The organism is uncultured Arthrobacter sp., from assembly GCF_947493765.1.
In the GTDB taxonomy this organism is placed as follows: Bacteria; Actinomycetota; Actinomycetes; order Actinomycetales; family Micrococcaceae; genus Arthrobacter_D.
The window spans coordinates 173930-187805 of record NZ_CANLSZ010000003.1; the positions used below are offsets into that span (position 1 = coordinate 173930).

Annotated in this window: 10 protein-coding genes; 4 read left to right on the plus strand and 6 right to left on the minus strand. The window is 68.8% G+C overall.

The window, feature by feature from the left end; all coding sequences use genetic code 11:
• Positions 1-108: 108 nt before the first annotated feature.
• From Q0747_RS05970 to Q0747_RS05980, 3 genes are all read right to left on the minus strand, one after another.
• Positions 109-765, minus strand: coding sequence for an HAD hydrolase-like protein (locus Q0747_RS05970; RefSeq protein ID WP_298252584.1), 657 nt, complete (start codon positions 763-765; stop codon positions 109-111).
• Entirely contained in the window at positions 766-3678 is a 2913-nt protein-coding gene (gene uvrA, locus Q0747_RS05975) for an excinuclease ABC subunit UvrA (RefSeq protein ID WP_298252586.1), read from the minus strand.
• A gap of 85 nt (positions 3679-3763) precedes the next feature.
• On the minus strand, positions 3764-4141 hold the full coding sequence (locus tag Q0747_RS05980; protein WP_298252588.1) for a GntR family transcriptional regulator: 378 nt from the start codon (positions 4139-4141) through the stop codon (positions 3764-3766).
• Between the two features lie 101 nt (positions 4142-4242).
• On the opposite strand from Q0747_RS05980, the gene Q0747_RS05985 reads away from it, so the two are divergent.
• The 4 genes from Q0747_RS05985 to Q0747_RS06000 all read left to right on the plus strand — a co-directional run bounded on the left by Q0747_RS05985 (position 4243) and on the right by Q0747_RS06000 (position 9422).
• On the plus strand, positions 4243-4878 hold the full coding sequence (locus Q0747_RS05985) for an MBL fold metallo-hydrolase (RefSeq protein ID WP_298252590.1): 636 nt from the start codon (positions 4243-4245) through the stop codon (positions 4876-4878).
• Positions 4879-4958: 80 nt separating this feature from the next.
• On the plus strand, positions 4959-7502 hold the full coding sequence (locus Q0747_RS05990; RefSeq protein ID WP_298252592.1) for an RNA helicase: 2544 nt from the start codon (positions 4959-4961) through the stop codon (positions 7500-7502).
• Positions 7503-7545: 43 nt separating this feature from the next.
• Positions 7546-8037, plus strand: a complete 492-nt coding sequence (locus tag Q0747_RS05995; protein WP_298252594.1) for a GNAT family N-acetyltransferase — start codon at positions 7546-7548, stop codon at positions 8035-8037.
• Between the two features lie 86 nt (positions 8038-8123).
• Positions 8124-9422, plus strand: coding sequence for an alpha/beta fold hydrolase (locus Q0747_RS06000; protein ID WP_298252596.1), 1299 nt, complete (start codon positions 8124-8126; stop codon positions 9420-9422).
• Positions 9423-9467: 45 nt separating this feature from the next.
• Here Q0747_RS06000 and Q0747_RS06005 read toward each other — a convergent pair whose 3' ends face one another.
• From Q0747_RS06005 to coaE, 3 genes are all read right to left on the minus strand, one after another.
• The gene (locus Q0747_RS06005; protein WP_298252598.1) at positions 9468-10580 is read right to left on the minus strand and encodes a TerC family protein; all 1113 of its coding nucleotides are present in this window, start codon (positions 10578-10580) and stop codon (positions 9468-9470) included.
• A gap of 164 nt (positions 10581-10744) precedes the next feature.
• A complete protein-coding gene (gene uvrB / locus Q0747_RS06010) occupies positions 10745-12820 on the minus strand; it encodes an excinuclease ABC subunit UvrB (RefSeq protein WP_298252600.1) in 2076 nt (691 codons plus the stop codon).
• A 77-nt stretch (positions 12821-12897) separates the two neighbouring features.
• Positions 12898-13863, minus strand: a complete 966-nt coding sequence (gene coaE / locus Q0747_RS06015; protein ID WP_298252602.1) for a dephospho-CoA kinase — start codon at positions 13861-13863, stop codon at positions 12898-12900.
• Positions 13864-13876: the final 13 nt, after the last annotated feature.

Below are 13876 nucleotides of genomic sequence, written 5' to 3' on the forward strand. Positions count from 1 at the left end.
CAATCCTAGGGCTGGGCGGTGACACACCCCCACCCGGGGCCGGTCTGTCCGCTGACCGCTGAGTGCGTCGGGACCCGTGACCCGGTGCCGGGCGCAGGAGCAGGGTACTCAGCGAAGGAGGGTCTGCAACTCACCGGCGGAGTGAACTACGGCGAGGGCACCGGCGCCCTCCAGTTCGCCGGGAGCGGCGAAACCCCAGTCCACGCCGATGCACGGGATGCCGTTGGCCCGCGCGCCCTCGACGTCGTGCCGACGGTCGCCGACCATCACGGCACGCCCGGCATCGTGCCGGTGGGCCTCCAGTGCAGCCCGGATGATCGGGGTCTTCCCGCCGCTGGTGGCGCTCTCGTCGCGGGGCGACCCGTGCACGGACGCGAAGAGGTGCCGCATGCCCTGGACGCCCAGGAGCTCCTCCGCGAGCCACTCGGGCTTCTGGGTCGCCACGACGACCACGGCGCCGTCGTCGGCCAGCGCCCGCACGCTCTCGATGACCCCGGGGTAGGGCCGGCTCTGCTGCAGGCCCGTCGACAGATACCCAACACGGTACGTGGCGACGACGTCCCGGACGGCGTCCGCGGGGACGCCGGCGACCGCGGTGAGCGACTGGACCAGTGCGGGTCCCACCATCGCGTGGAGTGTCTCCTCGTCGGGGACCTCGAAGCCGTGGCTGTGCAGCGCGGCGCCGATCCCGCCCGTGATCGCCCCCGCCGGATCCACGAGGGTGCCGTCGAGATCGAACAGGACCAGCGAGTAGGTGGGAGCCACCTAGCGGGCGGCCTTCTCGAACAGTTCCTTCAGGAAGGCGCCCGTGTAGCTGCGCTCGTTCCTGGCGACCTGCTCGGGCGTCCCCGTGGCGATGACCTGGCCACCGCCGGAGCCGCCGTCCGGGCCCAGGTCGATCACCCAGTCCGCGCTCTTGATCACATCGAGATTGTGCTCGATCGTGATCACCGTGTTGCCCTTGTCCACCAGGCCCTGCAGCACGAGCAGGAGCTTGCGGATGTCCTCGAAGTGCAGGCCCGTGGTGGGCTCGTCGAGCACGTAGACGCTGCGGCCGTTGGAGCGCTTCTGCAGCTCGCTCGCGAGCTTCACGCGCTGCGCCTCACCGCCGGAGAGGGTCGTGGCCGGCTGTCCCAGGCGTACGTACCCGAGACCCACCTCCACGAGTGTTCTCAGGTGCCGGGCGATCGGGCTGAACGCCGCGAAGAACTCGGCGCCCTCCTCGATCGGCATGTCGAGCACGTCCGCGATGGTCTTACCCTTGTAGTGCACCTCCAGCGTCTCGCGGTTGTACCGTGCGCCGTGGCAGACCTCGCACGGGACGTAGACGTCGGGCAGGAAGTTCATCTCGATCTTCAGCGTGCCGTCGCCGGAGCACGCCTCGCAGCGCCCGCCCTTGACGTTGAACGAGAAGCGGCCGGGCAGATACCCGCGGACCTTCGCCTCGGTGGTCTCCGCGAACAGCTTGCGGATGTTGTCGAAGACACCCGTGTAGGTCGCGGGGTTGGAGCGCGGCGTCCGGCCGATCGGGCTCTGGTCCACGTGGATGACCTTGTCCAGATGTTCCAGGCCGTCGATCCGCTTGTGCCGTCCGGCGACCTGCTTGGCGCCGTTGAGCTTGTTGGCCAGCACCTTGTACAGGATGTCGTTGACGAGCGTGGACTTGCCGGACCCGCTGACGCCGGTCACGGCGGTCAGGACTCCCAGCGGGATGGTCGCGTCGACGTTCGTCAGGTTGTGCTCCCGGGCACCGACGATCTTCAGCTGCCGCGACCTGTCGATCTTGCGGCGCTTCGCGGGTGTCTCGATGCGCCGCCGGCCGGCCAGGTAATCGCCGGTCATCGATCTCTCGTTGGTGAGCAGATCCTCGAGCAGCCCCGAGTGCACCACCTCGCCGCCGTGCTCCCCCGCACCCGGGCCGATGTCCACGATCCAGTCGGCCTCCGCGATGGTGTCCTCGTCGTGCTCGACGACGATCAGGGTGTTCCCGAGGTTCCGCAGCCGTGTGAGGGTCTCGATGAGCCGCCGGTTGTCGCGCTGGTGCAGGCCGATGGAGGGCTCGTCGAGCACGTAGAGCACGCCGACGAGCCCGGACCCGATCTGCGTGGCGAGCCGGATGCGCTGGGCCTCCCCGCCGGAGAGCGTGCCCGAGGCCCGTTCCAGATTCAGGTACTCCAGGCCGACGTCGAGCAGGAAGGTCAGGCGCGCCTGGATCTCCTTGAGGACCTGCGTGGCGATCTGCGCCTCGCGTCCCGTGAGCACGAGGTTGTCGAGGAACTCGGCGCAGTCGCGCATCGGCATGGCCGAGACCTCCGCGATGGAGCGGCCGTTGATGAGGACCGAGAGCGACGCCGGGTTCAGCCGGGCGCCGCCGCACGTGGGGCACGGGATCTGCCGCATGTACTCCTCGTAGCGGTCGCGTGCATGCTCGGACTCCGTCTCCAGGTGCTTGCGCTGGATGTACTGGATAGCACCCTCGAACCCGGTGCTGTACTTGCGCTCGCGGCCGAAGCGGTTGCGGTACTGCACCACGACCTTGTGGTCCTTGCCGTACAGCGCGGCCTCCCGCGCGCGGTCCGGGAGCTTGCGCCAGGGTGTGTCGATGTCGAAGTTCAGTTCGGTGGCGAGGCCCTGCAGGAGTCGCGTCCAGTACTCCAGGGTGGCGGTGCCGAGCGACCAGGGCGCGATGGCGCCCTCGGCGAGGCTGAGATCCGGGTTGGGGACCACGAGTTCCTCGTCGACCTCCAGCTTGGTCCCGATCCCGGTGCACGCGGGGCAGGCGCCGAACGGGTTGTTGAACGAGAACGACCGCGGTTCCACCTCGTCGATGGCCAGCGGGTGCTCGTTGGGGCACGCCAGGTGCTCGGAGTAGGCCTGGAGGCGCTTCGCGTCGTCCTCGGGCAGGTCCACGAACTCGGCCAGCACCCGTCCGTCGGCGAGTTTCAGGGCCGTCTCGACGGAGTCGGTGAGACGCTGCTGGATCCCGCCCTTGACCACCAGGCGGTCCACGATCACCTCGATGGTGTGCTTGTACTGCTTGCCCAGTTTCGGCGGATCGCTCAGCTGGATCAGCGTGCCGTCCACCCGGGCGCGGGAGTAACCCTTCGCCGTGAGTTCGGAGAACAGGTCGACGAACTCGCCCTTGCGTGCCCGGACCACCGGCGCGAGGACCTGGAACCGCGTCCCCTCGTCGAGCTCGAGCAGCTGGTCCACGATCTGCTGGGGGGTCTGCTTCGCCACGGGCTCCCCGCAGACCGGGCAGTGGGGACGGCCCACGCGCGCCCACAGCAGGCGCATGTAGTCGTAGATCTCCGTGATGGTGCCCACGGTGGAGCGCGGGTTCTTGCTCGTGGACTTCTGGTCGATCGAGACCGCGGGCGAGAGTCCCTCGATGAAGTCGACGTCGGGCTTGTCCACCTGGCCGAGGAACTGGCGCGCATAGGCGGAGAGCGATTCGACGTAGCGGCGCTGGCCCTCGGCGAAGATGGTGTCGAAGGCGAGGGACGACTTCCCCGAGCCGGACAGGCCGGTGAAGACGATCATGGCGTCGCGCGGCAGGTCGAGGTCGACGTTGCGCAGGTTGTGTTCGCGAGCGCCCTTGACGATCAACCGGGACAGGTCCTGTGGGACGGGCTCCGGATTGTGGGCATGCTGCTCGAGGGAATTTGCTATAGACACCCGATAACTGTAGGTGAAACCCGCTTCGAAGACATCTTCTATTTGCGTGGTTCCCGCGCCGTGCTGGCGCATCCTCCGGTGCCGTTCACGCTCGGCGCAATGCCGCCCTGACGATGGCGACGGCATCGGCCTCCGGGAGTCCGGCCGAGTGCACGACCGCGGCGAGCGCCTCGGCGGCCTCGGCCACCCGGCGACGCGCGTCGTCGCCCCCTGCCGCGATGAGCGTGCCGGCTCTCCCCCGGGTCTCGACGACACCGGCCTGCTCGAGTTCGCGGTATGCGCGGGCGACGGTGTTGGCGGCGATCCCGAGGTGGGTGGCCAGGGTGCGGACGGGTGGGAGCCGCGTCCCCACGGCTGCCGTGCCGGAGTTGGCCGCAGCGAGGACGGCCTGCTTGAGCTGCTCGAACGGCGGGACGGCGCTGGTGGTGTCGAGCGTGAGCCAGCGGGGAATGCCCTGCTCCATGCCGTCCACCTTCCCTCGGGTCGTCGGGAACCGGACTGACCCCGTGCCAGAACCCTACCGTCAGGCCGTCCGCGTGGCCGTGCACTCCCTACACTGGACCCATGTTCGACCTCAGTGAAGTCACGATCCGCAGCATCTCCGTCTCCGAGATGGACAACAACGTCTATCTCCTCACCTCCAGGTCCTCCGGGGCACAGGTCCTGATCGATGCCGCGGACGACGCGCCTGCCATCCTCGCGCTCCTCGCCGACGCCCAGGAGGACACCGACGCCGAGGCACGCCTCGCGCTCATCATCACCACGCACTCGCACTGGGACCACGTGCGGGCCCTGGCCGAGATCCGCGCCTCGACGAAGGCACGCACGGCCGCAGGGGCCGACGACATCGCGGACATCGAGGTCCCCACCGACGTGCCGCTGGGGCATCGCGACGTCGGGTCCTTCGAGGGCTTCGAGCTCGAGGCCCTGCACCTCCGGGGGCACACGCCGGGATCCGTGGCGCTGCTCTACCGGGATCCGCACGGACCGGCCCATCTCTTCACGGGCGACTCGCTCTTCCCCGGCGGTGTGGGACGGACGACGTCGGCCGAGGACTTCACCACCCTCCTCGACGACGTCACCGCCCGCGTGTTCGACGAGCTGCCGGACGACACGCTCGTGCATCCCGGTCACGGGGCGGGGACCACGCTGGGCGCCGAGCGCGGCTCGCTCTCCGAGTGGAGGCAGCGCGGCTGGTAGCTGCCCGTCCGGCGGGGCGGGCACCGGTTCCTCCCGGCGCACGGGTCACCCCGCCACGGCCCCGGTAGGCTGGACGGACCATGAGGATCCACGAGTACCTTCCCCTGCACGACGACGGCCGACTCACCGCGGACGCGGTGTACGAGGCCTTCACGGCCTGGACCACGGCTCGCGGCCTGAGCCTCTACCCCGCGCAGGACGAGGCCGCCATGGAGCTGGTCTCGGGCAACAACGTGATCCTGGCGACGCCCACCGGCTCGGGCAAGTCGCTCGTCGCGATCGCGGCGCACCTGAAATCGTTCGCCGAGGGCAGGACCACCTACTACACGGCGCCGATCAAGGCTCTCGTCTCCGAGAAGTTCTTCGCCCTGATCGAGATCTTCGGCGCGGAGAACGTCGGCATGATCACGGGCGACTCCGGCGTCAATCAGGACGCCCCGATCATCTGCTGCACGGCGGAGATCCTCGCGAATCTCGCTCTCCGCGAGGGCGCGGCGGCGGATCTCGACACCGTGGTCATGGACGAGTTCCACTTCTACTCCGACCCCCAGCGTGGATGGGCCTGGCAGGTGCCCCTCCTGGAACTGCCGCAGGCCCAGTTCCTCCTGATGTCCGCCACCCTCGGCGACGTGACCCGCTTCGAGAAGGAGCTCACGGAGCGCACGAAGCGCCCGACGGCCACCGTCACCTCGGTCGAGCGCCCCATCCCCCTGCACTACTACTACGTCGAGACCCCCGTGCAGGAGTCGCTCGAGGAACTGCTGGGCACCCGCCAGGCACCGGTCTACGTGGTGCACTTCAGCCAGGCCGAGGCCATCGAGCGGGCGCAGAATCTGATGAGCGTCAACATCTGCACGCGCGAGGAGAAGGACCGCATCGGTGAGCTGATCGCGGCCTTCCGGTTCTCCTCCGGTTTCGGCAGGACCCTCAACCGCCTGGTCCGCCACGGTATCGGCGTCCATCACGCGGGCATGCTCCCCAAGTACCGGCGGCTCGTGGAACAGCTCGCCCAGGCCGGACTGCTCAAGGTCATCTGCGGCACCGACACCCTCGGTGTGGGCATCAACGTGCCCATCCGCACCGTCCTGCTCACGGCACTGAGCAAGTACGACGGCGTCCGCACCCGCCTGCTCAACGCCCGGGAGTTCCACCAGATCTCCGGCCGCGCCGGACGCGCCGGGTTCGACACGGCGGGGACCGTCGTCGTGCAGGCGCCCGAGCACGTCGTCGAGAACGCGAAGGCCATGGCGAAGGCCGTCTCCAAGTTCGGCGACGACCAGAAGAAGCTCCGCCAGGTCGTCCGGAAGAAGCCGCAGCAGGGGTTCGTCTCCTGGGGCAGACCCACCTTCGAGCGTCTCGTGGAGAGCACCCCCGACCCGCTGACGTCGTCGTTCTCGGTCAGCCACTCCATGCTCCTGAATCTCCTCGAACGCCCCGGCGACCCCTTCGTCGCGGCGAAGCGGCTCCTGACGGAGAACCACGAGACGCGTGCTGCACAGTTGCGGCTCATGCGGCGCGCCATCGGCATCTACCGTGAGCTCGTCACCGCCGGGATCGTCGAGCGGCTACCCGAACCGGAGCCCGACGGCCGGCAGGTGAGACTCAAGGTGCACCTCCAGGCGAACTTCGCGCTCAACCAGCCGCTGTCCCCGTTCGCGCTCGCCGCGCTGGAGCTGCTCGACCCCGACGGACCCGGCTACGCCCTCGATGCCGTCTCCGTGATCGAGGCGACGCTCGAGAAGCCGCGGCAGGTGCTCAACGCCCAGGAGAAGAAGGCCCGCGGCGAGGCCGTCGCGGCGATGAAGGCCGAGGGCATCGACTACGACGCGCGCATGGCACGCCTCGAGGAGATCGGCTACCCGAAGCCGCTGGAGGAGCTGCTGCAGCAGTCCTTCGACGTGTACCGTGCGTCGGCACCGTGGCTCGGAGACTTCGAGCTGGCACCCAAGTCGGTGGTCCGTGACATGTACGAGCGGGCCATGAGCTTCGGGGAGTACGTCGCGTTCTACGCCCTGACCCGCTCCGAGGGCATCCTGCTGCGGTATCTGGCGGACTGCTACAAGGCGCTGCGCCACACCGTGCCCGTGGAGGCCCTCCGCGAGGACCTCAGCGACATCGTGGAGTGGCTGGGGGAGCTGGTCCGCCAGGTGGACAGCAGCCTCCTCGACGAGTGGACGCAGCTCGCGGCCGGAGTGCTCGAGGGACCCGCGGCCGACGCCGTCGACCTCCCCCCGGAGCCGCCCTCGGTCACCTCCAACGAGCGGGCCTTCCGCGTGATGGTGCGCAACGAGATGTTCCAGCGGGTGAAACTCTTCGCCGACGAGCAGGACGAGGCCCTGGGTGCGCTCGATGCCGACTCCGGCTGGACGGCGGAGCGGTGGGCGGAAGCCCTCGACGGCTACTTCGCCGACTACGAGGACATCGACGACGGCCCGGACGCCCGTGGCCCCGATCTGCTCATCATCGGGAAGAAGCCGGGCATGTGGACCATCCGCCAGATCCTGAAGGACCCGGAGGGCAACGGGGACTGGGGCATCAACGCCGAGATCGACCTGGCGGCTTCGGACGACGCCGGAAGCCCCGTGGTGCGCGTACTCGGTGTCGGCGCCGCCGTGGCGGCCTGAGCGGACCGCGGGGATCCTGCGCGCCTATCGCTAGGCTGGTGACATGTCTACCCTTCGTACAGCCCGGCCGGCGGACGTCCCGGTCATCCTCCAGCTGATCCATGATCTCGCCGTCTACGAGCGGGAACCCGATGCGGTCCGCACCACCGCCGAGTCGCTCGGCGACGCCCTGTTCGGGGACCGGCCCACCATCTACGCGCATGTCGTCGAGGCGGACGGCAGGATCCAGGGTTTCGCCCTCTGGTTCCTGAACTACTCCACGTGGGAGGGGGTCAACGGCATCCACCTCGAGGACCTCTACGTGCGCCCGGAGGCTCGGGGCGCGGGCCACGGGAAGGCGCTCCTCGCCGCCCTGGCGGCCATCGCGGCGGAGCGTGGCTACGCGCGCGTCGAGTGGTCGGTGCTGAACTGGAACGAGCCCTCCATCCGGTTCTACGAGAGCCTGGGAGCCACGAACCAGACCGAGTGGAGCACCTTCCGCCTCTCGGGTGACGCTCTCGCGGACGTCGCAGCGCTCGCCGGCTCCGCCGCGTAGTGCAGCCGCTGCACGGACGCCCCGACCTGCCGACCGACGCGTCCGCGCAGGGCGCAGCCGCTCACAGCGTCGGGAGGACGGCGGTGATGCGCGGGCTGCGGGCCACGGGCCATGTCTTCCACGTCCCGCTCGATCACGCGGACCCCTCCTCGGGGACGATCGAGGTCTTCGCGCGCGAGTACTCCTCCCTCGACCACAGCACCGAAGCCGTGGCGCACCTCCCCTGGCTCCTGTTCCTACAGGGTGGCCCCGGTGGTCGGGGCGCGCGCACCACACAGCTGACCGGGTGGATGAAGGCCGCCGCGCGTCGGTTCCGGATCCTCATGCTCGACCAGCGCGGCACCGGACTCTCCACACCCGCCGATGCCGCCACCTTGGCGTCGCTCGCCTCGCCGGAGGCACAGACCGCCTATCTCTCCCACTTCCGGGCCGATTCGATCGTCGCGGACGCCGAACTGATCCGCCGCCGACTCGGCAGCCCGCCGTGGACGGTGTTCGGCCAGAGCTACGGCGGTTTCTGCACCCTCACCTATCTGTCCTTCGCGCCGGAGGGGATGGACCGCGCACTCATCACCGGTGGTCTCGCTCCCCTGACCGGGCACCCGGACCAGGTGTACCGGGCCACCTTCGCCCGCGTGGAGGAGCGCAACCGCGAGTACTTCTCCTGGTACCCGGAGGACAGGGACCTCCTGACCCGCATCATGCATCACCTCGACGACGTCGAGGAGTACCTGCCGAGCGGCGAGCGGCTCACGGCGCGGCGGCTCCAGCTGATCGGGTCCTACCTGGGCGGGAACACGAGAATCCACGGCCTCCACTACCTGCTGGAGGACGCCTTCACCCGCACCCCCTCCGGTCCGCGCCTGTCGGCGACGTTCCTGGAACAGGTGGCCGGTCTCGTCAGCCGGGCGTCGCAGCCGCTCTATGCGCTGCTGCACGAGTCCATCTACTGTCAGGGAGCCCCTTCCGCCTGGTCCGCGCAACGCGTCCTGGCGGAGTACCCGCAGTTCCGCGAGGACGCCGCGGAACCGCTCCTGACGGGCGAGATGGTGTATCCCTGGTACTTCGAGGAGGACCCGGCACTGCGGCCGTTGCTCGCCACGGCCGAGCTGCTCGCCGCGAAGGACGACTGGGGACCGCTCTACGACACCGCGGTCCTCGCGGAGAACACGGTTCCCGTCGCGGCCGCCGTCTACCGTCACGACATCTACGTGGACCGGGACCTGTCACTGGCCACGGCCGGCGCCGTGCGGCACCTGCAGGTGTGGGAGACGGATGAGTTCCACCACGACGGGATCGCCGACGACGGGGAGGCCGTCCTCGAGCGGCTGCTCTCCATGACCGACAGCCGGGACGCCGTCGTCGGGGTCACGCCGGACCACTGAGGCCCGGCCCGCAGGATCAGGGCCCGCAGGATCAGGGCCGCAGGATCAGGGCCGCCGGCGCGGGTTCTTCCTCCCGGCCTCCTCGGCGGCCTCGTCGAGTGCCGGATCCACGGCGGGTGCTCCGGAGTCGTCCGCGTCACGGTCGTGCGCGTCCCTGTGCTGTCCGTCGCCCGGTCCCTCGGCGTTCTCGACCGCCCGGGAGCGGATGAGACTGGCGACCACCGCGACGACGATCGTCAGCACGATGACGGCCAGGGAGACGAACGTCGGGATCTCGGGCGCCCACTCGATGGGTTCTCCCCCGTTGATGAACGGCAGCTCGTTGACGTGCATGGCGTGGAGGATGAGCTTCACGCCGATGAACGCGAGGATCACCGACAGCGCGTGCTTGAGGTAGACCAGGCGGGTCATGAGGCCGCCGAGCAGGAAGTACAGCTGGCGCAGGCCCATGAGGGCGAAGATGTTCGCCGTGAAGACGATGAAGGCGCTCTGCGTGAGGCCGAAGATCGCCGGGATGGAGTCGACGGCGAACAGGAGATCGGTGAGGCCGATCGTCACGAAGACGATGAGCATCGGCGTGAAGACCTTCTTGCCGTCGACCACGGTGCGGATCTTGTTGCCGTCGTAGGACTGGGACATCGGCAGCACGGATTTCAGCTTGGCGATGAGCCTGTTGTCACCGGCGTCCTCCTCGTCGTCGCCCGCGTCCGTGGCCTGCTTGTAGGCGGTGTAGAGCAGGAAGATCCCGAAGATGTAGAAGATCCAGCTGAAGTTCTCGATCACGGCTGCGCCGAGGGCGATGAAGATGCCGCGCAGGACGAGCGCGATGATGATGCCGATCATCAGGACTTCCTGCTGGTACTTCCGAGGTACCGAGAAGCGCGCCATGATGATGATGAACACGAACAGGTTGTCGATGCTGAGGCTGTACTCGGTGATCCAGCCCGCCACGAACTGCCCGCCGTACTCCGGTCCGGTGAACACGAACATGAGGACCGCGAACACCAGGGCGAGGCCCACGTAGAAGCCGACCCACAGACCGGCCTCCTTCATGGAGGGCTCGTGGGGCCGCTTGACGACCAGCAGCAGGTCGAAGAGCAGGATGATGCCGAGCACGATGAACGTGCCGACCTCGAAGACGATGGGCAATTCGGGCATGGGATACCTTCCGGAGTTCGCGCTGGACTGCCGTAAGTCTCTCCGCCGCGGCCTCGGGCCGGCTGACCGCTACGTCCGGCGGAGCGACCGTGCCCCGCGTGCTGACGTCCGTAGCGCTTGGGATACTCCCCTACGTCCCCACGATCCTACCGGACCCTCACCTCTCAGGCGTGGCCGGCCGACTGCATCTGCCGGAGCTCCTTCTTCAGGTCGCCCACCTCGTCCCGGAGCCGGCCGGCCAGCTCGAAGTGCAGATCGGCGGCGGCCGAGTGCATCTGGTCGGTCAGCTGCTGGATGAGATCCGTGAGGTCCTCCGCCGGGACGGAGGCGAGACCCTCGGTGCGACCCGCGCCCTTCTTCGGCTTCTTCCCCCGGGCAGCCTCCTCGAGCAGCGCCCGCGTGTCGGCGTCCTCCCGGTTGATGGTGTCCGTGATGTCGGCGATACGCTTGCGCAGCGGTGTGGGATCGATGCCGTGCTCGAGGTTGTGCGCCACCTGGATGGCACGGCGCCGGTTCGTCTCGTCGATCGCGCGCTCCATCGAGTCCGTGATCCTGTCGGCGTACATGTGGACCTCGCCGGAGACGTTGCGCGCGGCGCGGCCGATGGTCTGGATCAGCGACGTCGTGCTCCTGAGGAAGCCCTCCTTGTCCGCGTCGAGGATGCTCACGAGCGAGACCTCCGGCAGGTCGAGACCCTCGCGGAGGAGGTTGATACCCACGAGCACGTCGAAGGTGCCCATCCGCAGCTCCCGGAGGAGCTCGACGCGCCGCAGGGTGTCGACGTCGGAGTGCAGGTACTCGACCTTCACCCCGTGTTCCAGGAGATACCCCGTCAGGTCCTCGGCCATGCGCTTGGTGAGTGTCGTGACGAGGACGCGCTCGTTGATCTCCACGCGCTTGCGGATCTCGTCGAGCAGGTCGTCGATCTGCCCCTTGGTCGGCTTCACCACCACCTCGGGGTCCACGAGACCCGTGGGCCGGATGATCTGCTGCACGTAGCCGTCGGCCTTGCCGAGTTCGAACTTGCCCGGGGTCGCGGAGAGATAGACGGTCTGGCCGATACGGTCCTGGAACTCGTCCCACTTGAGCGGCCTGTTGTCCATCGCCGACGGGAGCCGGAACCCGTGGTCCACGAGGGTGCGCTTGCGTGACATGTCCCCCTCGTACATCGCACCGATCTGCGGGATCGTCACGTGCGACTCGTCGACGACCAGCAGGAAGTCGTCGGGGAAGTAGTCCAGGAGGCAGTGCGGTGCCGAGGCCGGATCGCGGCCGTCGATGTGCCGGGAGTAGTTCTCGATGCCGTTGCAGAAGCCCATCTGCTGCATCATCTCGAGATCGTAGGTCACACGCATCCGCAGCCGCTGGGCCTCGACGAGCTTGTTCTGCGACTCGAGTTCCGCCAGGCGCTGCTGCAGTTCGTCCTCGATGTCCTTGATGGCACGCGTCATGCGGTCCTCACCGGCCACGTAGTGCGAGGCCGGGAACACGTACATCTCCTCCTCCTCGCGGATCACGGTGCCGGTCAGCGGGTCGAGCGTGTAGATGTTCTCCACCTCGTCCCCGAAGAACTCGATCCGCAGCGCGTGCTCCTCGTACATGGGAATGATCTCCACGGTGTCCCCGCGCACGCGGAAGGTGCCGCGGTGGAAGTCGATGTCGTTGCGCGTGTACTGCATGCCCACGAACTGCCGGAGCAGCTCGTCCCTGTTCATCTGGTCGCCGCGCCGCAGGGTGACCATCTTGTTGATGTACTCCTCGGGCGTGCCGAGTCCGTAGATGCAGGACACGGTGGCGACCACGATCACGTCGCGGCGGGTCAGGAGCGCGTTGGTGGCGGAGTGCCTCAGGCGCTCCACCTCCTCGTTGATCGAGGAGTCCTTCTCGATGAAGGTGTCGGTCTGCGGGACGTACGCCTCGGGCTGGTAGTAGTCGTAGTAGGACACGAAGTACTCCACCGCGTTGTTCGGCAGCAGTTCCCGGAACTCGTTGGCCAGCTGCGCGGCGAGCGTCTTGTTCTGCACCATGACCAGGGTGGGGCGCTGCACCTGCTCGATCAGCCAGGCGGTGGTGGCGCTCTTGCCGGTGCCGGTCGCGCCGAGCAGGACCACGTCCTTCTCCCCCGCGTTGATGCGCTCCGAGAGTTCCCTGATGGCCGTGGGCTGATCGCCCGCGGGCTCGTACTCGCTGATGACCTCGAACGGTGCCACGACACGCTTGATATCCTGCGCAAGACTCATGCCTCAAAGATAGTGCCTGACGGTGACACTCCACCCGGAGTGTGCTGCGGGCTGAATGCGCCCCGGCCCGCGCCCGGTCAGGCTCCTCCGGCGTCCGGCGCGGCGACGAGGATCGCCACGTCGAGTGCCGGATCCGCGGAACGGTGGACGGCCTCCGGACCGGCACCGGGGTGGTCCCGGCCGGCAGCCCGGGGGAAGCCGGCAGCCGTCAGGGCGAGGGACACCCGGGCGGACTCCGCCCCCTCACGGAGGGGCAGGCGGATGCCGGTGGCCGTCACGTCGTCGGGTGCGGTACGGAGCATCTCGTCCCGGACCGGCGGGAGGGCGGTCCCCTCCGGGAGGGCGGCCTCCAGCTTCGCGACGGTCCGTCGGCCCAGCGCGCTCGTCCCGGCGAGACCCTCCGTCGTCGACGGCGGCAGGACGGCGGGCCGGGACGCCGCCAGGTTGTCGCGGAACGGGACGACCCGCCCGTGCCAGAGCGCCCGGGTCGCCGCGAGGAGGTCGTCCAGGGCGGCGTCGTTCACGAGCACGGCGTCGGCCTCGCGCAGCCTCTCCTCCCGCGACGCCTGCGCCGCGATGCGCTGCAGCGCATCGGCACGCTCCATGGAGCGCTGTTCCACCATGCGCGCCACCCGCTCCTCGTCCGGGGCGTCGACGACGACGACGAGGTGGAACCGCGGCGCCTGGCCCGTCTCGACGAGGAGCGGGATGTCCTCGACCACGATCGCGTCCTCGGGTGCGGCCGCGATGAGCCGGGCGGCCGCGGACCGGACGCGGGGATGGACGATCCCGTTCAGCTGCTCCCGTGCCCGGTCGTCGGCGAAGACGAGCCTGCCGAGCATCGCCCGGTCCAGGTTGCCATCGGCCCCGAGCACCGCCGGGCCGAATGCCGCGACCACCTGGTGCAGACCCTCCGAGCCCGGTTCCAACGCCGCTCGTGCGAGCACGTCGGCATCCACGACGACGGCCCCGAGATCCCGGAACCGGCGGGCGACCACCGACTTCCCCGCGGCGATGCCTCCTGTGAGTCCGATGCGCAGCATGCGTTCACCCTAG

Bases quoted from the DNA above. Each gene is read 5' to 3' on its own strand.
- Q0747_RS05985 (WP_298252590.1), top strand. From the start codon at position 4,243: ATGTTCGACCTCAGTGAAGTCACGATCCGCAGCATCTCCGTCTCCGAG.
- Q0747_RS06000 (WP_298252596.1), top strand. From the start codon at position 8,124: ATGCGCGGGCTGCGGGCCACGGGCCATGTCTTCCACGTCCCGCTCGAT.
- coaE (WP_298252602.1), bottom strand. From the start codon at position 13,863: ATGCTGCGCATCGGACTCACAGGAGGCATCGCCGCGGGGAAGTCGGTG.
- Q0747_RS05990 (WP_298252592.1), top strand. From the start codon at position 4,959: ATGAGGATCCACGAGTACCTTCCCCTGCACGACGACGGCCGACTCACC.
- Q0747_RS05980 (WP_298252588.1), bottom strand. From the start codon at position 4,141: ATGGAGCAGGGCATTCCCCGCTGGCTCACGCTCGACACCACCAGCGCC.
- uvrB (WP_298252600.1), bottom strand. From the start codon at position 12,820: ATGAGTCTTGCGCAGGATATCAAGCGTGTCGTGGCACCGTTCGAGGTC.
- Q0747_RS06005 (WP_298252598.1), bottom strand. From the start codon at position 10,580: ATGCCCGAATTGCCCATCGTCTTCGAGGTCGGCACGTTCATCGTGCTC.
- Q0747_RS05995 (WP_298252594.1), top strand. From the start codon at position 7,546: ATGTCTACCCTTCGTACAGCCCGGCCGGCGGACGTCCCGGTCATCCTC.